The following is a 20,253-nucleotide window of genomic DNA, read 5'->3' on the forward strand; positions in this document are numbered from 1 at the left end:
GTCCCTCGCGCGACGCCAGCGTACCGAGTGGTCGGTCGAAGACTCTCACGGAGACGAACGTAAAACCTGAAAACCGGGAATCAGTCCGCAATCGCGGGCGTCTCGGGTTCCTCGGTCGCCTCGCCGTCCTCGACCCACAGGTCGCCGAACATGTCGTCCTGCTCCAGCGTCACGGTCCCGCGGTGCGAGAGGAACAGCAGCGCGAGGAACGTCTGGATGCGCGACCCGCCGACCGTCTCGATTTCGGCGTACAGCACTTCCGTCCGGCCCTTGTCGTAGTGGCTCCGCAACTCCTCGCGCACGTCGTCGATGACCGCCTCGATGTCCTCGGCGTGGGCCGTGCCGGTCACGTCGTCGGCCGAGGGTTCCTCCTCGACGCGCATGTCGTCGTCCATCCGGTAATCGAGGGTCTGGGTGCCGCGCTGGAACCCCGAGGGCGAGTCGGTCGTGTCGTAGCTTCTGGACTCCTTCCACCACGACCCGCGCTCGCGCTCGCGCAACTCGCGGACGAGTTCGTCCAGCGTCTCGGGCGACCCGCGGGCGCTCTTGCGGTCGAGACGGCGCTCCATCTCGTCTTCCAACTGCTCGACCGGGTCGAAGTCGGGGAACTCGCCGTCGTCCGGGGCGGGCGCGTCCATCCCCGGTCCCCAATCGTCCCACGGGTCCTCCGGTTCGGTCTCCTCGTCGTCGTCGTCGGCCAGCATCGCGTCGCTCTTCATCCGGAGCAGGACGCTCGCGTAGAACAGCGCCCGGCCGGAGGTCCGGAGGTCCGCGCCGTCGAGTCGGTCGAGGAACTTGTCCGTGACCGTCACGATGTCGATGTCCCACGGCTCGATTTCGCCCTCCTCGGCCAGTTGGACGAGGAGTTCGACGGGTTCGGCCTCGTCGTCCTCGGCGTCGGCCTCCACGTCGAGTTCGTCGCTGAGGACGTCGCCCCCGGCGCTCTCGTCGGGCGATTCCGCGGAGTCGCCCGACGAGTCGGACTCCGCGGCGGTGTCGGGTTCGCCGCCGAACGGGTCGGCGGACTCGCCCTCGCGCTCGCGCTTCTCTTCTTCGTGGCCCGCGATGTTGAGCGAGAAGTCGTCTTCCGAGGAGCCTCGCTCCTCGCTAGTCATCCGCGGGCACCTCCTCGTCGCCCTCGCCCAACTGGATTCCCGTCACGGTGCTCACGTTGTCGCCCTGCATCGTGACGCCGATGGCGCGCTCCGAGCGCTCCATCATCGCCGAGCGGTGGCTGACGACGACGAACTGGGCGTCGCCCGCCAGCTCGTCCACCATCTCGCCGACGCGCTCGGCGTTGGCGGCGTCGAGGAACGCGTCCACCTCGTCCAGCGCGTAGAACGGCGCGGGGTTGTACCGCTGAATGGCGAAGATGAACGCGAGAGCGGTCAGGCTCTTCTCGCCGCCCGACATCGCGTCGAGGCGCTGGATGGGCTTGTCGCCCGGTTGGGCCTTCATCGTCAGGCCGCCGTCGAAGGGATCCTCGTCGTCTTCGAGGTGGAGCGTCCCGGTCCCGTTCGAGAGGCGCTCGAAGATCTCCTCGAACTGGTCGTCGATGGCCTCGTAGGCGTCCATGAACGTCGCCTTCTTCTGGTCCTCGTAGGAGTCGATGCGCTCGCGGATGCCCTCGCGCTCCTCGACCAGCACCGACTTGCGCTCTTCGAGGTCGTCCAAGTCCGACTTCACGTCGTCGTACTCCTCGATGGCCAGCATGTTGACCGGTTCGAGCTCCTCCATCTGGCGTTCCAACCGCTCGATGTTCTGCTCGACTTCACGCAGGTCGGGAATCTCGTCGGCGTCGTACTCGCCGACCTGTTCGTCGAGTTCGGCGATGTCCTCCTCCAGTCGGTCGGCGCTCCGGCGCAGGCTCTCGAGGCGGTTCTCGACCGTCTCGACCTCCGACTTCTTGTCGTCGCGGACCTGCTGGGCCTCCCGGAGGTCGCTCTTCACGCCCTCGCGCTCGTCTTTGAGGTCGGCGAGTTCGTCTTCGAGTTCCGCGACGGCCTCGCGCTTCTCTTCGAGCAGGGCCTCTTGGTCGTCGATTTTGCCCTCCAACTCCTCGATTTTCTCCTCCTGCTCGGCCTTGCGGTTCTGGGCCTGCTCGATGTCGTCGTGGAGGTCCTCGATGGCGTCCTCGGCGTACTGCTTTTCGAGTTGGAGTTCGTTGAGTTCGCCGTCCAACTCGTCCATCCGGTCCTCCAACTCGTCTATCTCGGCCTCCACGTCCTCGGCCTCGGCTGTGAGTTCCGGAATCCGGGAGTCCTTGAGCTCGGTTTCCAGTTCCGCGATGGCGTCCTCGATGTCGGCGATGGTCTCCTCGCGCTCGTCTATCTCCTCTTCTATCTCCTCCATCTGCTCGTTGACGGCCTCGCGCTCGGCCTCCATCGCCACGAGTTCGTCTTCGAGGTCGTCGATGTGGTCTTTCACCGATTCGAGTTCGCCCTCGGTCCCCTCGATGTCGGACTCGATAGAGCGCACTTGGTCGGTCGCGTCGCTCTTGCGGTCGCGGGCGTCGTCCAGTCGGTCGTCCACGTCGCGCAGGTCCTCGCGGACGGACTTGCGTTCGTCCTCCAACTCGTTGATGCGCTGGGCGACCCGCTCCAGTTGGCCCTTGCCGGACTTCGAGAAGGAGTAGCGCGACCCGGACTTCGACCCGCCGGTCATCGCGCCGCTCTTCTCGACCAACTCGCCCGAGAGGGTCACGAGTCGGTAGTCGCCCATGAAGTCGCGGGCGGTCTCCATGTCCTCCACGACCAGCGTGTCGCCCAGCACGTAGGCGAACACGCCCGCGTACTGGGAGTCGAAGTCCACGAGGTTGTACGCGAAGTCCACGACGCCCGGTGCCGAAGGGGCACTCGGGAGGTTCCGCGTGTGCATCTCGGTCAGCGGCAGGAAGGTCGCGCGCCCGGCGTTCCGGGACTTGAGGTACTCGATGCAGGACTGCCCCACGCCGTCGTCGTCCACCACGACGTGTGCCATCCGGCCGCCTGCGGCGGTTTCGCAGGCGGTCGCGTACTTCTGGTTGACGCCGCCCAACTGGCCGACCGTGCCGTGAACGCCCGGTTTCTCGGCGTTCAGGATGGTCGAGACCGCTCGACCGTAGGAGGAGTCACCGCTCTGGCCGGCCTTGGCTTCGAGTTCGGCGTACTCCTGCTGTTTGGCCTGAATCTCGTCCTCGACCGAGTCGAGGTCGTCCTGTAACTCGCGCTTCTCCCGCTTGAGGTCCGCGACCACGTCGTCTATCTGGGAGCGGTTGCGCTCGGCCTTCGCCAACTCGTCTTCGAGGTCGTCGAGTTTCGCCTCCAGTTCTGGAATCCTCTCGCGGGCCTCGTCCAGTTCCTGCTCCTTCTCGCTCTCGGCGTTCGACCGACGTCTCGACTCGTCGATGAGGCGGTCCTTCTCGCGCTGGAGGTCGTTCTTCTCGCTCTTCTCGTCTTCCAGACGCTCCTTTTCCTCGGCGAGTTCGGCCTTCACCTCGTCGTACTCGGTGTCGATGGCTTCGATTTCGGCCTCGACTTCCTCCAGTTCGGTCTCCTTCTGCTGGACGTCGGCCTTCACGGAGGACTTCTCTATCTTGATGTCGCGGATGTCCGACTCGAACTCCTCCACGTCCTCCTGCTTGCGGTCTATCTCCACGAACGCCTGCCGTCGAGTGTTCTCGGCGTCCTGAATCTTCTCCTCGGCCGACTCGATGGCATCTTCGAGGCGCGAAATCTCGCCTTTGACCTCCTCGATTTCGCTCTTGATGCGGAGCTGTTCGTCCTCGCCCTTCCGCTCGATTTCGGCGTTGAGTTCCTCCAACTCGTCTTCGAGGCGGATGACCGCGCCCTGCTTCTCGTCCAGTTCGGCTTGCAGGTCGGCCAACTCCTCCTCGCGGTCTTCGATGTCCTCGCGGGTGTGCGCGAGGTCCTCGCGCTTCTCCTCCAACTCGGCGGCCTTGAGGTGCCCCTCGTACTCCTGTTTCTCGTCGCGCAGGCCCTGATATTCGAGGGCGGTCTCGCGCTCGTCGGCCAACTGGTCGAGGCGGTCCTGTTTCTCTCCGATGCGAAGTTCGGCCTCGCTGATGCGCTCTTTGACGGTCTCCAACTCTTCGAGCGCGTCCTCCTTCTTGGCGTCGAACTCCGCGACGCCCGCGATTTCGTCGATTATCTGGCGACGCTCGTAGGGCGTCATGTTGATAATCTCGGTCACGTCGCCCTGCATGACGACGTTGTACCCCTCGGGGGTCACCCCGGCCTGCGCGAGCAGGTCTTGGATGTCCGAGAGGTTGACCGACCGACCGTTGAGGTAGTAGTACGAGTAGTAGTTGTCCTCGGTCTCCTTGACCCGGCGCTTGATGACGATTTCGTCCACGTCGCCGACGTTCTCCGACCCGGCGGCGTTGACGACCTGCGCTCGGTCCACGGTGCCGTCGCCGTTGTCCAACACGACCTCCACGATGGCCTCTCGCGGACCGCTCTGCTCCTCGCTCTCGTCCGCGTGGCCGGGATTGTAGATGAGGTCGGTGAGTTTCTCGGCACGAATGCCTCGCGTTCGGGCCAACCCGAGCGCGAACAAGATGCTGTCGATGATGTTGCTCTTCCCGGAGCCGTTCGGACCGCTGACCGTGGTGAAATCCTCGTAGAACGGGATTTCGGTTCGCCGTCCGAAGCTCTTGAAGTTGTCCAAGACGAGCTTTTTGATGTGCATGGTTGCTCGTACGTGGGAACCCCGCTAGGCGACGATGATGTCGTCGCCTAACCCGGAATCGTCCCCCGTCTCGTCTTCTTTCTGGGACTCTTGGCTTTTAGCCTCGTCGTTTTGCTCGGTTTCCGTCTCGGCCGGGCCGGACTCCCGCGTAGAAGTCCGCGTCGTCTCCTCGTCGGCCTCGCTCTCTTCGAGCGTTTCGAGGCGGTCGTGGACCTCGACTAGTTCCTCGGTGAGTCCCTGAATCGTCGCTTCGAGCCGCTCGACTTTCGATTCGAGTTCCTCGACGCGCTCGCCTTGGTCGCTCATGTCCGTGTTGCCCCACGGCAGAACCATAAACGTACGTCAGACGCGTGTCGGATAGATTACCACTCGCCGCCGGTGAGCGACCGCGGTCTCACCGGAGTCCTTTCCGAAGAGTAGAAGTATTTACTACGGAGAAGTTCCGTTACTCCGAACAGATGACTGGGGGTACAGATTCCACGCCGCGCTCGCCGACGGTTTCGAAGCGGGCGCTCGCGGCGCTGGCCGTCGTCGGTCTCGTCGTCGCCAGCCTCGCGCCCGCCGTCGGCGCGTCGGCGGTGGGCGTCCCGACGACCGGCGTGTCGGTCTCGAACCCCCTAAACGGGACCGACGAGCGGAACACGACCTCCACCGACCGGACTACGACCCCCGAGGTCACGATGCCGGTCGTGACGCCGACGGAAACGCCCACCGAGCGCGCCTCGACCACCGAATCCACCTCCGGTCGGGACGCGACCGCCCGGACGACCACCGCAGCGACCTCGACCGAAGAAACGACTTCGACAGCGACGGACGACTCCGGACGCGGACGAGACGACCGGACCGCTACCCCCGCACGTGGGCCGCCCGAGGACGCCGGCCCATCCGGTGACGGAGGGCCGCCGGACGAGAACGGACCGCCGGGTAACGACGACTCGCCTAGGGCCGTGCACCCGCCCGGTCTCGGCGGCCCGCCGGACGTGACCGACCCCGGAGAGACCGACCCGCCGGGCCGAGTCGGCGACGGTACGACTCCGCCCGGTCTGTCCGAAAACCGCTCCGGACCGCCCGCGGACCGCCCCGGTCAGTCGCCGAACCGGCCCGGCCGTCCGGGCAACGGAAGCGGCTTCCCCGGAAACGGAGCGTTCCCCGGAAACGCGACCGACGCCCCCGGAAATCGGACGCTCCCCGAGAACGCGACCCGACGCGGGCGACCCGTTCGCTCCGCCGACGTCCCGACCGTCGACGTGACCGTCGAGAACGCCTCGGCGAACGAGTCGGTGGCGGTGAACGTCTCGACGCCCGCCGACCGGAACCGGACCGTCTCGTTCTCCACGCTCGAAGTGACGCCGACGCGGAACGCGAGTTTCACGCTGAACGTCACCGCGAGCGAGCGACCCATCGCGGAGAAGACGCCCACCGAGGAACTGTCGAACGGCACGGAACCGCTGGCGTTCCTGAGCGTGGACCACTCCATCTCCGACCGCAACATCAGTAGCGTCAACTTCACCTTCCGCCTCCGGCGCGACCGCGTGAACGCCTCGGAGCGCGACGAAATCGCGCTCTATCGCTACCACGACGACTCGTGGAACGAACTCCCGACGACGCTGGTCGAGACCACCGCGAGCCACTACGTCTACCGCGTTCGCTCGCCCGGTCTCTCGGAGTTCGCGGCCGGGAAACAGCGCCCGAAGTTCGAGATAACCAACGCGACGGTCGATATCTCGACCCTCTCGGTCGGCGACGCGCTCAAGGTGCGGGTCCGAATCACGAACGAGGGCGACGCCGACGGGACGTTCACCGCGGAGTTGGTCCTCGGCGACCGCCCGGTCGCCGAGCGCCAACTCACCATCGCGGCGGGCGGGATGCGCCAGACGACCTTCGAGCGCACGGTGGCCGAACCCGGCGTCTACGAGGTGCACGTCAACGAGTACCGGGTCGGCGAAGTGGCTGTGAACGGGACCGCCGCGTCCTCGGCGACCGAGGGTGCGACCGGGGACGAACCGACCGACGTCGCCACGGACCCCGGCGAGAGCGAGACCGACGGCCGGTCGAGCGCGGAGACCACCGCCGGCGTGCCCGGTTTCGGCGTCGGCGTCGCCGTCGTCGCGCTCCTCGGGTCGCTCGCCGTCGCGCGCTGGCGGGAGTGAAGCGAGTTCTCTCCACTCTCGCTCGGTCAGTCGTCGCTCGCGGGCCGCAGGTCCATCCGGACGACCGACCCGCGGGGGTCGTTCTCGGCGAACGAGAGTCGGCCACCTGAGCGCTCGACGACCCAGTGGACCAGCCAGAGACCCAACCCGCTGCCGTGTTCGAGGTCGGTCTCCCCGCCGTCGGTCAGGACGGCGCGCTCGTGGTCGGGGATGCCGGGACCGTCGTCGGCGACCGCCACGCGAACCCACTCCTCGCCGTCGTCGGTCACGGACTCGACCGAAATCGACACCGTGGGGTCGGCGTCGTTGTGTTCGACCGCGTTCTCACAGACGTTCTCGACCGCCGCGTCGAACGCGGGCGTGGCCGACGCGAACTGTCGGTCGGGCGCTTCGACCGACACGTCGGCGTCCGGGTACTCCTCGCGGACCACCGCGGCGGCGTCGGCGACGACGGCGGCGACGTCGGTATCGACCGGTTCGGTGCCCTCGCGCTCCATGCCCGCGCCGAAGCGGCGGGCCTTCTCGCTCAGGTCCACTAGGTCCCACCCGCGGGCCGCTATCTTCTCGGCCGCCTCCCGGACCTCGGGGTTCTCTGACTCGTCGGCGACGTACTCGGCGTAGTTGACCACGACGGTCATGTCGTTGCGGAGGTTGTGGCGCAGGACGCGATTGAACACCTGAATCCGCTGCTCGCGCTCGCGGAGCTCGGTCTCGCGCGTGGCCAGCGAGTCGGCGAGGTCGGTAAAGCCCTCGCGTATCTGGTGCCACTCCTCGCCCGAGGAGAGACCGGGCGTGTGGTCGTAATCGCCGTCGCGGAGCGCGCGGAAGCCGTCGAGGAGTTTCTCCGCCTGACGGATGTTGGCGTTGTACTCCCAGACCGCCAAGCCGACGACGAGCGCCAGGACGAGGGCGAGACTCCCCGCCTGGAGTATCGCCATCTCGCGCAGGCGGGCGTTCAGCGTCGCCCGGTTCCGACTGACCCGCACGGTCCACCCGGTCGAGGAGACGGTCGCGGTGCTGGAGACGCCGTCGATGAACGACCGTCGGGACTCGTGAAGCGTCTGGTTCCCCATCCCGACCGAGACCGTCCGCACGTCGGTCTCCAGCGGCTTGACCATCGTGAGGAACGTAAACTCGTTGACCGGGAACGCGGCCGCGAGGACGCCGGTTATCTCGCCGTCCTCGAAGATTGGCGCGCTGATTATCACGATGTGCTGGTCGGTGTCCGCGACGCGCTCGGGGTCGGTGACGTGTATCTCGCCCGTCCGGGCCGGGCGCTGGAAATACGTCCGGTTCTCGATGTCGTTGCCGACCGTCTCGCGGCGCACCTCGGGAGCCACGTCGCCCTCGAAGGCGACGACGGTACCGTTGGCAGCGACCACCTGGCCGGCGAACACGTACGGGTTGGTCAGGAACCCACGGAGGAACTCTTCGGAGCGACTGAAGTTGCTTGCCCGCGGCCGCGACGCGTGGAATCCGACGTAGTCCTTCTGCTGGCGGATTTGAGCGTCTATCTGCTCGGCGGTCCGAATCGCGGTCTGGTCGACGTTCTCGCGCATCTGGGCGACCGACCGGTCCTTGGCCAGTTCGAGTTGGCCGTAGACCACCCCGCTCAGTACGAGCGTGACGACCAGCATCAGCACCGCGAACTTCGTCCGGACCTTCATTTTTCGTGCACCTGCTCGCTCGGGGGTAATGAACCTTCGTTCGTTAGTCTTTAGCGGCCCGACCGCAAACTGGCGGGTAATGACTGCACAGGCTGTCCAACAGGAGGACCTCGCGGTCGTCATCGGACTTGAGGTCCACGTTCAACTGGAGACGGACACGAAGATCTTCTGTGGCTGTTCGACCGACGTCGCCGACGCCGATCCGAACACCCACACCTGCCCGGTGTGTCTCGGCCTGCCGGGCGCGCTCCCGGTGCTGAACGAGGCCGCCGTCGAGTCGGCGGTCAAGGTGGGGAAAGCCATCGACGCCGACATCCCCGAGGAGACGACGTTCCACCGGAAGAACTACTTCTACCCCGACCTGCCGAAGGGGTTCCAGATCACCCAGTACGACGCGCCGGTCTGTCGGGACGGCGAACTCGACGTCGAAGTGGACGGCGAGCGCCGGACGGTCGGCATCCAGCGCGCCCACCTCGAAGAGGACCCCGGCAGCCTCCAGCACGAGGGCGGGAGCATCGACCGCGCCGACTACACGCTGGTCAACTACAACCGCGCCGGAGTGCCGCTGATGGAGATAGTTACCGACCCCGACTTCCGCGGCGCGGAGGAAGTCCGGGCGTTCCTCGCGAAACTGGAGGAAGTGCTGGAGTACCTCGGCGTGTTCGACAGCCAGCGCGACGGCAGCCTCCGCATCGACGCCAACCTCAGCGTGGTCCCCGCCGACGAGGTGGGCGAGGACGGAGAAATCAGCGACGAGGCGCTCGAAGACGCCAACCGGACCGAGGTCAAGAACATCTCCAGCCACAAGGGCGCGGAGAAGGCGCTGTCCTACGAGGCGACCCGCCAGAAGAACTCGGTCAAGCGCGGCCGGGAGATAGAGCAGGAGACCCGCCACTGGGACGAGGGCCGCGGCGTCACCGTCTCGATGCGCTCGAAGGAAGAAGAGAAGGACTACCGCTACTTCCGGGAGGCCGACCTGCCGCCGCTTCAGGTCAGCGACTGGAAGCAGAAGCTCGACATTCCGGAGTTGCCGGACGCCCGCCGCGAGCGGTTCCGCGACGAGTACGGCCTGAGCGAGGAGGCGGCCTCGAAACTCACCTCCACGAAGCAGGTCGCGGACTTCTACGAGGACGTGGCCGGCGAGTACGACCCCGACCTCGCGGCGACGTGGGTCGCCGACAACCTGTTGGGCGAACTTAACTACCGCGACATGGCGATTACCGACGTGGAAGGTCGCCTCGACGAGTTCATGCGTCTCATCGAGTTGGTGGCCGACGACGAGATCACGACCAAGAACGCCGAGGAGGTCGTCCTCCGCGAGATGCTGGACGAAGGCGAGGACCCCGAGACGGTCATCGACCGCGAGGGTCTCGGCAAGGCCGACGAGGGTGCCGTCGAAGGCGCAGTCGAAGAAGCCATCGAGGAGAACCCCGACGCGGTCGAGGACTACCACGCCGGAGAGGGCGGCGCGCTCAACTTCCTCGTCGGGCAGGTCATGCAGAAGACCGGCGGGAGCGCCGACCCCGGTTCGGTGAACCAGTTGCTCCGCGAGCGACTGGACGAGTAAGTCGCCGACCGACGGGAGCGGCGGGGAGGGCGTATCGAGCAGGCGGCGCGTGGACGCGATTCTGCTTTCTTCTCTCCGCGAGGGGCGCGCCGCGCTCCCGCCTCGACGCCCTCGCGGCGATTCTCAGGTCACGACCGGGGTTCGTCCCGGCTTTCGGTGTAAACCTTCGCGTGCGTCGTCGGTCGAGATTGGTGCGATTTCTAACTACTCGTCGGAGGCGGAAACGGCGAACGCCCCTCTAAATTACGCCTACGGCGGTTGGAAAATATCACACTCTGGTAGATGATGGAAAAATGAATCATGCACTCACGACGCGACATGCTCAAGCGAATCGGCGCGACGGGCGCGACGGCGGTCGCCGTCGCGGGACTGACCGGTTCCGCGGCCGCGGCACCCGGTTCCATCCCGTCGAACTATCTCACCGAGTACCGTGCGACGGGCGACGCCTACGGTATCGACTGGACGTATCTGGCAGGCGTCGGCTGGGTCGAGACCCAGCACGGCCAGTACGAGGCGGGCTGTGACACCTCGTCGGCGGGTGCGAAGGGGCCCATGCAGTTCATGCCCTCGACGTGGGACGCCTACGGCGTGGACGGCGACGGTGACGGCTACGCCGACATCTGCAACTACGAGGGTGCCATCCCGTCGGCGGCGAACTACCTCACCTCCTCGGGCGCGCCCGAGAACTGGGACGACGCGCTCTACGCCTACAACCACAGTTGGTCCTACGTCAGCGACGTGAAGGACGCCGCGGCGTACTACCGCGACGCCTACGGCGGCGGAGGCGGCGGCACCGGCTTCAGCCAGGGCGACCGCGTGACTCCGACGGTGAACCTGAACACGCGCAAACGGCCCGGCACCGAATCGACGGTCGTCGCCACCGTCTCGCCCGACGAGGTCGGCGAAATCGTCAACGGCCCGACCACCGAGGACGGCTACACGTGGTGGGGCATGCACTGGCTCGACCGCGACGTGTGGGGCTGGTCGGTCGAGACGTACCTCGATTCCGCCTGAGATAGCGATTCGCCACCGGAACGCGCGATTTCCACCTGTCATCCATCGGTCGCGCGTCCGCGGCCGCAGTGCGGCCGCGGACGCGCACCTCAGAAATATTTATCCATGTTGGATAGATACAGAGGATTCTTAGAAACAGATAGAGATTGCTAATCTCCCGGTGTCGCCGTCTCCTCTCGCTCCACGACTCCCTCGCGCCAGCGGCCGAGACCGAACCACGCGACGCCGACGAGGAACGACGCGATGGCCGAGAACGACCACGCCCACCAGAGGCCTTCGACGCCCCACGACCATCCCGTGAGCGGGACGCCCGCGACCGTGACCGTCCACGAGTAGGCGACGAGGAGCGCCGCCGGAATCCGGAGGAGCCACCGCGAGAGGACCGACAGCGCCATCGCGGTCCGGGTGTCGCCCGCGCCGCGGAACCCGCCCTGTAGGACCATCAGCCCGCCGAAGAAGGCGAGGAACGGGCCGATGATGCGCAGGAACTCCACGCCCGCCGCGACGACCGCCGCGTCCGCGATGAAGACGCGCATCGCCTCGTCGGGGAACGCGACCATCAGCGCGCCGACGCCGAACAGCACCGCCATCGTGCCGCCGGTGGCCGTCCACGTCACCGTCGCCGCGCGGTCGGGCGTCTCCGCGCCGAGGTTCTGGCCGACGCCGGTCGCGGTGGCCTGCCCGACCGCGCCCGAGACGGTCCACGACACCGACATCAGGCGCAGTCCGATGCCGTACGCGGCGGTCGGCACCGCGCCGAATCGCGCGACCAGCGCCGCCATCGCCACCGCCGCGAAACTCCGCGCGAGCCCGTCGAGAGTGCCGGGGTAGCCGACGTCCACGAGTTTCCGGAGGACCGGCCAGTCGGGCCGGAGGTCGTCGAGTCGCAGGCGGACGCCCCAGTCGCCCTTGACGAGGATGGCGACGCCGATGACCGCCGTCAGAATCCGGGAAATCAGCGTCGCGACCGCGGCCCCGCGGACGCCCCACTCGGGGAAGGGTCCGTAGCCGAGGACGAGAAACGGGTCCAAGACGACGTTCGCGCCCGCCGAGAGGACCATCAGCCACATCGCGGTCCGTGTGTCGCCAGCGCCCCGCAGGACCGCCCGGAAGACGAAGAAGAGGAACGTGAACGGAATCGACAGGAAGAGGACCTCGATGTACTGGAGCGAGTAGGCGTAGACCCGCCCCTCGGCCCCGACCAGCGAGAGGAGCGGGTGCCGGAAGACGTAGCCGAGCGCCGACAGGACCAGCGCGACGGCGACGGTCAGGATGGTCGTCTGCGCGACCACGTTGTCGGCCTTCCGGTCGTCGCCCGCGCCGACGTGCTGGGAGACCAGCGCGACCGAGGCGGCGGTCAGCCCCATCGCCACCGAGACGAACATCCACGCGGTCGGGAACATCAGCGACACCGCCGCCACTGCGTTCGGACCGACCCGACCGACCCAGAACATGTCCGCGAGGTTGTAGAACGTCTGGAGGAGGTTCCCGGCGACCAGCGGCCACGCGAGGCTGACGAGTTTCGGCGTTATCGCTCCGGTCGTCATATCGACGCGACTGTCCTGTTGGCTCGACACGCTCTCGGCGGAAGGTCGCGCGTGCGGTTGGTAAACGTGTCCCTTCCGTTCGGGGTTGCCGGGTTTCCGAGCGTCGTCCGCGCACGCTTCGGGAACGAAATAACGTCTGGATTTATCAGAGTGAGACGCGAAACCGCCCCGTGAACCGTCGAACGTTCGTCAGTGCCGCGGCGCTGCTGATTTTCAGCGGGTGTTCTGCTCCGACGGGCCGGCCCGAGTACGACCCGGAGTCGAACGACCTCCGGCTGGAGAACGACGACGACACCTCCCACGAGGTAACGGTCGCCGTACTCGAAGACGGCGGGGAGAGACACCGCCGAGCGTACGCGCTATCTCCGGGGGGAGCGTCGTACGCTGACGAACCTCGTTCCCATGGCGAGTACGAACTCGTCGTCGAACACGACGACACGGTGCGCCGACGCGTCTGGCGGGCAGTGAGTTGCTACCGCTACGGCGTGGAGATAACCGCGTCCGGGACGGCGAAAATCGACGCCGCCGTGTGTTGATGTCCGCCGACTACGAACCCGCCGTCCGCTCGCGTGCCCCGACTCCAGCGGAGTAGAGCGCGAGTCCGACGACGCCGGGACCGAGGAGGGCCGCGGCGAGTTCGAGGAGCACCGCGAACGCGGTCCAGAGGCTGACACCGCAGAATCCGACGAGACAGATTTCCACGCCGCCGAGATGGAAGAACGAGTTGGTACCGAGACCGCCTGGGAGGACGAAACCGACGAAGACCGTGAGCATGGCGACCGGCCACCCGGCCGTCGCGTAGCGGAGCGCGGCGTCCGAGTCGTCTACGCCACCGGCGAGTCGGACGATTAGCCGGCCGACGACCAGCGGGAGCGCCGTCAGGACGGCCAGATTCGCGAGTCCCGCGACGACGAGCGTCGCGGCGACTTCCCACAGCCGCAGTCCGCCGGCGAAGGCCCAGACGACGAGGACGCCGACGAGGTACAGTCCGCCGACCGCGAGTATCGCCCGTCGGAGCGCCGCGCTGAAGGCGGGCGCTCCGGCGCGGTAGAACAGGTGCGCCAGTCCCGTGACGAGGAGCGCGATGCCAGCGGTCAGGACGAAGACCGTCGCCGGAACGAGTCCGGTCGGAAGCGTCATACTCGCGGGTCTCGCCCACGGGAGATAAAATTGGTCACGAGACGGACGGGATGCCGTCCGGCGACGCACGGACGGTCGTCGCGCACACTTCCGGACGCGCTTGCGCACGCACCCTCACACGCACGACGCCCGCGCCTTGGACCGCCGCCGGCTTGCGATTTTCCGCGGCGAAAGCTTTACCGTTTCACTTGTCCTAGCGGGGACACGATGGACGACGAGCGACTCCCGAGCGGCGGGCGACTCCCCCGAGAGCGACCGCGCCGCGCCGGGCACTCCCCCGAAGTCGGAGGTGAGGTATGGAACTGATAATCACCGAGAAGGACAACGCGGCCAGACGCATCGCCGACATCCTGAGCGGCGAATCCGCCGAGGCCGAGCGCAAGAACGGCGTCAACGTCTACAAGTGGGGCGGACGACGATGCATCGGGCTGTCGGGCCACGTCGTCGGCGTGGACTTCCCCGACGAGTACAACGACTGGCGCGACGTAGAGCCGGTCGAACTCATCGACGCGCCCATCGAGAAGAAGGCCACGAAGGAGAACATCGTCTCGACACTGCGCATCCTCGCGCGGAAGGCCGACCAAGTTACCATCGCGACCGACTACGACCGCGAGGGCGAACTCATCGGCAAGGAGGCGTGGGAACTCGTCCGCGACGTGAACGACGAGGTGCCGATTCGCCGGGTCCGGTTCTCCTCCATCACGCAGAACGAGGTCACGAACGCCTTCGAGAACCCCGACGAGTTGGACTTCGACCTGGCGGCCGCGGGCGAAGCGCGCCAAGAAATCGACCTCATCTGGGGTGCCGCCCTCACTCGGTTCCTCTCGCTGTCCTCCCGGCAGTTGGGCGACGACTTCATCTCGGTCGGCCGCGTCCAGTCGCCGACCCTCAAACTCATCGTGGACCGCGAGCGCGAAATCGAGGCGTTCGACCCCGAGGACTACTGGGAACTGTTCGCCGACCTGCTGAAAGCGCCGGACGCGAACGACGGCGAAGACGACTCCGCGGAGTTCGAAGCGCAGTACTTCTACCGCGACGAGGACGACAACGAGGCCGAGCGCGTCTGGGACGAGGAGACCGCGGAGAGCGTCTTCGAGGCGCTCGAAACCGCCGCGTCGGCGACCGTCGAGCGCGTCAACCGGCGCACCCGGACCGACGACCCGCCCGCGCCGTTCAACACCACGCAGTTCATCCGGGCCGCGAGCAGTCTGGGCTACTCGGCACAGCAGGCGATGAGCATCGCCGAAGACCTCTACACCGCGGGGTACATGACCTACCCCCGGACCGACAACACGGTCTACCCCGACGACTTGGACCCCGAGGAACTGCTCGACACGTTCTCGGGCAACTACCACTTCGGCGACGACGCCGACGACCTGCTGGAACTGGACGACCTCGAACCCACCGAGGGCGACGAGGAGACCACCGACCACCCGCCGATTCACCCGACCGAGGACGTGCCGACGAAGGGCGACCTGAGCGACGACGAGTGGGAGATATACGAACTCGTCGTCCGGCGGTTCTTCGCCACGGTCGCCGAGTCGGCGACGTGGGAACATCTCAAGGTGGTCACCGCCGTCGAAGCGGCCGCGGCGGGGGACGACCACACCCTGAAGTCCAACGGCAAGCGCCTGCTGAAGGAGGGCTACCACGCGGTCTACCCCTACTTCAACACCTCCGAGAACTACGTCCCCGACGTCGCGGAGGGCGAGGAACTCGAGGTCACGGACGCCCGCATCGAGGACAAGCAGACCCAACCGCCCCGCAGATACGGCCAGTCGCGGCTCATCGAGACGATGGAGAAGATGGGCATCGGGACGAAGGCGACCCGCCACGAGACCATCGAGAAGCTCTACGACCGCGGCTACGTCGAGAGCGACCCGCCCCGCCCGACCCAACTCGCCGAGGCCGTGGTCGAGGCGGCCGAGAAGTTCGCGGAGTTGGTCGTCAGCGAGGAGATGACCGCCGAACTCGAGGAGGACATGACCGCCATCGCGGAGGGCGAGGCCGACCTGAGCGAGGTGGCCGACGAGTCCCGCGAGTATCTGGAGCAGGTGTTCGAGGACCTGCGCGACTCCCGCGAGGAGGTCGGCGACCTGCTCCAGAAGTCGCTGAAGGCCGACAAGAAGCTGGGTCCCTGTCCCGAGTCGGACCACGAACTGCTGGTCCGCCAGAGTCGCAACGGCTCGTACTTCGTCGGCTGTGACGGCTACCCCGACTGCGAGTACACCCTTCCGCTCCCGAACACGGGCAAGCCCCTCATCTTGGACGAGGAGTGCGACGAACACGGTCTGCGCCACGTCAAGATGCTCGCCGGGCGTCAGACGTTCGTCCACGGCTGTCCGCTCTGCAAGGCCGAGGAGGCCGACGAGCAGGAGGACGAGGTTATCGGCGTGTGTCCCGAGTGCGGGGAGGGCGTTGCGACGGAGGAGCAACGAGACGAAGGCGGCGAAGCCGCCGAAGCGGAAGGCGGCGAGTTGGCCATCAAGCACCTCCAGAACGGCTCGCGACTCGTGGGCTGTACGCGCTACCCGGACTGCGACTACTCGCTCCCGCTCCCGCGCCGGGGCGACATCGAAGTCACCGACGAGCGCTGCGAGGAACACGACCTGCCGGAACTAATCGTCCACAACGGCGACGAACCGTGGGAACTGGGCTGTCCCATCTGCAACTACCGGGAGTTCCAGGCCCGCGAGAGCGAGTCGGGGAGCGACCTCGAATCGCTCGACGGCATCGGGTCGAAGACCGCCGAGAAGCTCTCGGACGCCGGCATCGAGAGCATCGAGGACCTGAAATCGGCGGAAGTCGAGACGGTGGCCTCGGAGGTGCAGGGCGTCAGCGAGGACCGACTGCGGGGCTGGCAGGCGAAAGCCGACTGAACTCGGTCTCGACCGTCGCCAGCGTTGCTCGGCGTTCCGGCCGTCCGTCGCTGGGCAGAGAGCTGGGACCGCCGGACACCGGTCGAGAGCGTCGCTCTGCCCGCGAGCGCGCTTCGCAGACGGAGCCGAGAAGCGCTACCGAAGGGGTTTTACTCGCCGGTTTTGATTACACTGGTAATGAGCAATCCGTGGGCCGACTGGGACCACATCGTCAAACTGGACCCGGACAAGACGCTGGTGGAGGGCGAGACCTTCGAGGACGTGTGCGAGACCGGCACCGACGCCCTCGAAATCGGGGGGACCCTCGACATGACCCAAGAGAAGATGCAGCGGGTCATCGACGCCTGCGCGAAATACGAGGTACCGCTGTATCAGGAACCGAGCAACCCCGCGGTCGTGGTCGAGGACGACGACCTCGACGGCTACCTCGTGCCGGTCGTGCTGAACGCCGGCGCGGTCTCGTGGATCACCGGCGCGCACAAGGAGTGGGTGCGGATGGACGACGTGGAGTGGGAGCGCACGACCACCGAGGCGTACATCATCATGAATCCCGACGCGAGCGTCGCCGAACTCACCGAGGCCGACTGCGACCAGTCGCCCGAGGAGGTCGCGGCCTACGCCGAGGTCGCCGAGCAGATGTTCGGCCAGGAAATCGTCTACGTCGAGTACTCCGGCACCTTCGGCGACCCCGAGGTTGTCGGGGCGGCCGCGGACGCGCTGGACGAGGCGGCGCTGTTCTACGGCGGCGGCATCCACGACTACGAGTCGGCGAACACGATGGCCCAGCACGCCGACACCGTGGTCGTCGGCGACTTGGTCCACGACGAGGGCTGTGAGGCGGTCCGCGAGACCGTCGAGGGCGCGAAGGACGCCAAGAAGACGGCCGCCGAGTCGGTCTGACTTCGTTTTCGACTGCGGTGTCCGTCTCGCTACGTCTCTCGCTTCGGAGGTCGTTTCGGTGAACAGCGGTTCGGTCGTCGGACGTCCGAGTGTCGTGAACGGATAACCGAACTGTTCATCCATTCACAGCGCGAAGACCCATCGGTGAAGCCATGACTGCCATCCAGACCCGCGGCCTGACGAAGTACTACGGCGACACCCGCGGCATCGACGACCTCTCCATCGAAGTCGAGGCGGGCGAGGTGTTCGGGTTCCTCGGGCCGAACGGCGCGGGCAAGACCACGACCATCCGGACGCTGCTGGGCTTTGTCGCGCCGACCGGCGGGTCGGCGACGCTGCTCGGCCACGACGTGACCGACGAAGCGGCGCTTCTCGACGCCAAGCGGCGAATCGGCTACCTGCCCAGCGAACCCGGCTTGGACGAGGGCGTGACCGGCGAGCGCCTGATTCGGTACCACGCCGCGCTGAAGGGCGACGAGCGGAGCGACGAGTTGCTCGACCGATTCGACCCGCCGATAGCGCGCGAGGTCGGCGAGTACTCGACCGGTAACAAGCAGAAACTCGCGCTCGTGCTGGCGTTCATGCACGACCCCGACCTCGTTATCATGGACGAACCGACCTCGGGGTTGGACCCCCTGATGCAGGAACGCCTCTACGAGTTCATCGAGGAGGAGCGGACCGGCGGGACGACGTTCTTCTTCTCCAGCCACGTCCTCAGCGAGGTCCGGCGGGTCTGCGACCGCGTAGGCATCATCCGCGACGGGCGACTCGTGGCGATGGAAGGCGTCGAGGAACTACTGGACCGGTCGGGCAAGCGCGTCCGCGTCGGCGTCGGAGACGCCATCGACCCCGCCGACTTCGAAATCGCGGGCGTCCACGACTTGGAAGTGAGCGACGGCGACGCCTCGTTCATGTTCACCGGCGAGTACGACGACCTGCTGGACCACCTTCGGAACTATCACGTCGTGGATCTCGACGTCGAGGAAGCCCCGCTCGAAGACGTATTCATGAAGTTTTACGACGATGCGCCGGCCGGGGCGACCGGCGCGGAGTCGGGGTCCGACTCCGCGCCCACCGGGACCGCGGCGTCCGCGGGAGGCGAGACCGATGCTTGAGGTCGCCACCTACGAGTCCGAGCGCCGGATTCGGGGCGCGCTCGTGCTGGGCGTCCTGCTGGCCGCGATGTCCCTGCTGTTCGTCGCGCTGTTCCCCTCCATCGCCAACTCTGGCGCGGACTTGGACGCCTACATGGAGAGCCTGCCGCCCGCGATGCGGGCGGCGTTCGGCGCGACCGGCGCGTTCTCCATCGCCACCATCGAGGGGTTTCTGGCGGTCGAACTCTACCAGTTCTTCTGGTTGCTCCTGCTGGGCATCTACACGGCCTACGTCGCAGGTGGACTCGTCGCCGGCGACGTGGAGCGCGGTCGGATGGACGTGTTGCTCGCCGCGCCCGTCTCCCGGCGGCGCGTCGTGGTCGAGAAGTTCGCCTCGCTGGTGCCGGTCGTGGTCACGGTCAACGTAATCGTCGGCGTCGCGGTGTACGCCACCGTCCTCGCCATCGGCGAGACCATCCCGCTCGCGGACCTCGCGGCGGTCCACCTGCTGTCGATTCCGTACCTGCTGGCGTGCGGAGCCATCGGCCTGCTGTTGTCGGTCGCCTTCGACGAGTCCGACGTGGCCAAGCGCGGCGGTCTGGGGGCCATCTTCGCGCTCTTCCTGCTGGAGACGGTCAGCCAGTCGGCCGACGTGGGCTGGCTCGGTGCCATCAGCCCGACGCGGTACTACGACCCGACCGCCGTCTTGGTCTCGGGCGAGTACGACTGGGCGGGCGCGCTCGTCCTGCTGGCCGGGACCGCGCTCCTCGTCGCGGTCAGCGCGGCGTGGTTCCGGAGGAAGGACGTCGCGTGACGCTTCCGATGGAGCGATACCGACCGAGCTCCGAAGGGGGAACCGGATGAGAGGCTTCGACGCCGACGAGCGCGAGCGCATCCGCCGCCGACTCCGGGAGACCGGCCGGGACCTGTTCGCGCGCTACGGACTCGACAAGACGACCATCGCGGACCTGACCGACCCCGCGGACATCGCCAACGGGACGTTCTACCGGTTCTACGACTCGAAGGAGGAACTCTACTTCGAGATTCTGCGCGAGGAGGGCGAGCGACTCGCCGCCGACATCCTCGCCGAGTCGTTCGAGCGCGTCGGTGCGGGTGAGGGTGACGGTGAGAGCAGGGACGAGGACGCACTCTCCCCCGAGGAGGGAATCGTCGCGTTTCTCACCCTGCTCTGCGAGGAGATAGAGACCAACTCCCTCGTGCGCAGACTGATCGTGGACGACGACCTCTCGCGGTTGATGGCCCAGTTCAGCGACGACGAACTGCGCGAAGAGCAGGCCCAGTCGCTGTCTTACGTCGTCCCCTACGTCGAGCGGTGGCAGGCCGAAGGACACCTCCGGGAGGGCGACCCGGAGGTCCTCGCGGCCGCGATGGGCGTCGTGAAGTTCGTCGCCTACCACAAGGACGACTTCCACGACGAGGCGTTCTACCGTGCAGTTCGAAACGCCCTCATCGAAGTCGTCGCGGCGGGGTTGACTACCGACGGCGCGTAAGACGGGCGGACCGACCGCCCCAGACCTTCAAACGAGTAGGCGATTTTCACCTCACCCCGGCACAACCCGAGGGAGTGCGAGACCGCACCTACGCC

Annotated in this window: 15 protein-coding genes; 9 read left to right on the plus strand and 6 right to left on the minus strand. The window is 66.9% G+C overall.

What is annotated here, in order from left to right; translation table 11 throughout:
* Positions 1-80: 80 nt before the first annotated feature.
* Genes M0R88_RS10900 through M0R88_RS10910 form a run of 3 tightly spaced genes read right to left on the minus strand, consistent with a single transcriptional unit; the run spans position 81 to position 4,995 of the window.
* On the minus strand, positions 81-1,115 hold the full coding sequence (locus tag M0R88_RS10900) for a segregation and condensation protein A (protein WP_248653538.1): 1,035 nt from the start codon (positions 1,113-1,115) through the stop codon (positions 81-83).
* Positions 1,108-4,689 (minus strand): chromosome segregation protein SMC, encoded by a 3,582-nt coding sequence (gene smc / locus M0R88_RS10905; protein ID WP_248653539.1) that lies wholly within the window; start codon positions 4,687-4,689, stop codon positions 1,108-1,110. Before smc ends, M0R88_RS10900 begins: the two co-directional genes overlap by 8 nt.
* Positions 4,690-4,713: 24 nt before the next feature.
* Positions 4,714-4,995 carry a DUF7518 family protein gene (locus M0R88_RS10910; protein ID WP_248653540.1) on the minus strand — a complete coding sequence of 94 codons (282 nt, stop codon included), beginning with the start codon at positions 4,993-4,995 and terminating at the stop codon, positions 4,714-4,716.
* 152 nt (positions 4,996-5,147) lie between these two features.
* On the opposite strand from M0R88_RS10910, the gene M0R88_RS10915 reads away from it, so the two are divergent.
* Positions 5,148-6,839 carry a PGF-pre-PGF domain-containing protein gene (locus tag M0R88_RS10915; RefSeq protein WP_248653541.1) on the plus strand — a complete coding sequence of 564 codons (1,692 nt, stop codon included), beginning with the start codon at positions 5,148-5,150 and terminating at the stop codon, positions 6,837-6,839.
* 26 nt (positions 6,840-6,865) lie between these two features.
* On the opposite strand, the gene M0R88_RS10920 is transcribed toward M0R88_RS10915, so the two are convergent.
* Complete coding sequence (locus tag M0R88_RS10920) at positions 6,866-8,506, minus strand: sensor histidine kinase (RefSeq protein WP_248653542.1); 1,641 nt, start codon at positions 8,504-8,506, stop codon at positions 6,866-6,868.
* 79 nt (positions 8,507-8,585) lie between these two features.
* On the opposite strand from M0R88_RS10920, the gene gatB reads away from it, so the two are divergent.
* On the plus strand, positions 8,586-10,073 hold the full coding sequence (gene gatB / locus M0R88_RS10925) for an Asp-tRNA(Asn)/Glu-tRNA(Gln) amidotransferase subunit GatB (protein ID WP_248653543.1): 1,488 nt from the start codon (positions 8,586-8,588) through the stop codon (positions 10,071-10,073).
* Between the two features lie 300 nt (positions 10,074-10,373).
* Positions 10,374-11,087 (plus strand): lytic transglycosylase domain-containing protein, encoded by a 714-nt coding sequence (locus tag M0R88_RS10930; RefSeq protein ID WP_248653544.1) that lies wholly within the window; start codon positions 10,374-10,376, stop codon positions 11,085-11,087.
* A gap of 149 nt (positions 11,088-11,236) precedes the next feature.
* Here M0R88_RS10930 and M0R88_RS10935 read toward each other — a convergent pair whose 3' ends face one another.
* Positions 11,237-12,634, minus strand: coding sequence for an MATE family efflux transporter (locus tag M0R88_RS10935; RefSeq protein WP_248653545.1), 1,398 nt, complete (start codon positions 12,632-12,634; stop codon positions 11,237-11,239).
* 170 nt (positions 12,635-12,804) lie between these two features.
* Between M0R88_RS10935 and M0R88_RS10940 the strand changes: the two genes are divergently transcribed.
* Positions 12,805-13,170 carry an Ig-like domain-containing protein gene (locus M0R88_RS10940; RefSeq protein WP_248653546.1) on the plus strand — a complete coding sequence of 122 codons (366 nt, stop codon included), beginning with the start codon at positions 12,805-12,807 and terminating at the stop codon, positions 13,168-13,170.
* Between the two features lie 10 nt (positions 13,171-13,180).
* Here M0R88_RS10940 and M0R88_RS10945 read toward each other — a convergent pair whose 3' ends face one another.
* A complete protein-coding gene (locus M0R88_RS10945; RefSeq protein ID WP_248653547.1) occupies positions 13,181-13,774 on the minus strand; it encodes a hypothetical protein in 594 nt (197 codons plus the stop codon).
* A 296-nt stretch (positions 13,775-14,070) separates the two neighbouring features.
* Between M0R88_RS10945 and M0R88_RS10950 the strand changes: the two genes are divergently transcribed.
* From M0R88_RS10950 to M0R88_RS10970, 5 genes are all read left to right on the plus strand, one after another.
* The gene (locus M0R88_RS10950; protein WP_248653548.1) at positions 14,071-16,653 is read left to right on the plus strand and encodes a DNA topoisomerase I; all 2,583 of its coding nucleotides are present in this window, start codon (positions 14,071-14,073) and stop codon (positions 16,651-16,653) included.
* Positions 16,654-16,830: 177 nt separating this feature from the next.
* Positions 16,831-17,553 carry a phosphoglycerol geranylgeranyltransferase gene (locus M0R88_RS10955; protein ID WP_248653549.1) on the plus strand — a complete coding sequence of 241 codons (723 nt, stop codon included), beginning with the start codon at positions 16,831-16,833 and terminating at the stop codon, positions 17,551-17,553.
* 152 nt (positions 17,554-17,705) lie between these two features.
* A complete protein-coding gene (locus tag M0R88_RS10960; RefSeq protein ID WP_248653550.1) occupies positions 17,706-18,668 on the plus strand; it encodes an ABC transporter ATP-binding protein in 963 nt (320 codons plus the stop codon).
* Entirely contained in the window at positions 18,661-19,461 is an 801-nt protein-coding gene (locus tag M0R88_RS10965) for an ABC transporter permease subunit (RefSeq protein WP_248653551.1), read from the plus strand. Before M0R88_RS10960 ends, M0R88_RS10965 begins: the two co-directional genes overlap by 8 nt.
* A 46-nt stretch (positions 19,462-19,507) precedes the next feature.
* Positions 19,508-20,158: a TetR/AcrR family transcriptional regulator gene (locus M0R88_RS10970; protein ID WP_248653552.1), complete on the plus strand. Its 651-nt coding sequence runs from the start codon at positions 19,508-19,510 to the stop codon at positions 20,156-20,158.
* The last annotated feature ends 95 nt before the right edge of the window (positions 20,159-20,253 follow it).

The sequence above is a fragment of the Halorussus gelatinilyticus genome, from assembly GCF_023238445.1.
Classification (GTDB): domain Archaea; phylum Halobacteriota; class Halobacteria; order Halobacteriales; family Haladaptataceae; genus Halorussus; species Halorussus gelatinilyticus.

Excerpts from the sequence above, each read along its gene's own strand:
- M0R88_RS10900 (WP_248653538.1), bottom strand. The coding sequence starts at position 1,115 with ATGACTAGCGAGGAGCGAGGCTCCTCGGAAGACGACTTCTCGCTCAAC.
- smc (WP_248653539.1), bottom strand. The coding sequence starts at position 4,689 with ATGCACATCAAAAAGCTCGTCTTGGACAACTTCAAGAGCTTCGGACGG.
- M0R88_RS10910 (WP_248653540.1), bottom strand. The coding sequence starts at position 4,995 with ATGAGCGACCAAGGCGAGCGCGTCGAGGAACTCGAATCGAAAGTCGAG.
- M0R88_RS10915 (WP_248653541.1), top strand. The coding sequence starts at position 5,148 with ATGACTGGGGGTACAGATTCCACGCCGCGCTCGCCGACGGTTTCGAAG.
- M0R88_RS10920 (WP_248653542.1), bottom strand. The coding sequence starts at position 8,506 with ATGAAGGTCCGGACGAAGTTCGCGGTGCTGATGCTGGTCGTCACGCTC.
- gatB (WP_248653543.1), top strand. The coding sequence starts at position 8,586 with ATGACTGCACAGGCTGTCCAACAGGAGGACCTCGCGGTCGTCATCGGA.
- M0R88_RS10930 (WP_248653544.1), top strand. The coding sequence starts at position 10,374 with ATGCACTCACGACGCGACATGCTCAAGCGAATCGGCGCGACGGGCGCG.
- M0R88_RS10935 (WP_248653545.1), bottom strand. The coding sequence starts at position 12,634 with ATGACGACCGGAGCGATAACGCCGAAACTCGTCAGCCTCGCGTGGCCG.
- M0R88_RS10945 (WP_248653547.1), bottom strand. The coding sequence starts at position 13,774 with ATGACGCTTCCGACCGGACTCGTTCCGGCGACGGTCTTCGTCCTGACC.
- M0R88_RS10950 (WP_248653548.1), top strand. The coding sequence starts at position 14,071 with ATGGAACTGATAATCACCGAGAAGGACAACGCGGCCAGACGCATCGCC.
- M0R88_RS10955 (WP_248653549.1), top strand. The coding sequence starts at position 16,831 with ATGAGCAATCCGTGGGCCGACTGGGACCACATCGTCAAACTGGACCCG.
- M0R88_RS10960 (WP_248653550.1), top strand. The coding sequence starts at position 17,706 with ATGACTGCCATCCAGACCCGCGGCCTGACGAAGTACTACGGCGACACC.
- M0R88_RS10965 (WP_248653551.1), top strand. The coding sequence starts at position 18,661 with ATGCTTGAGGTCGCCACCTACGAGTCCGAGCGCCGGATTCGGGGCGCG.
- M0R88_RS10970 (WP_248653552.1), top strand. The coding sequence starts at position 19,508 with ATGAGAGGCTTCGACGCCGACGAGCGCGAGCGCATCCGCCGCCGACTC.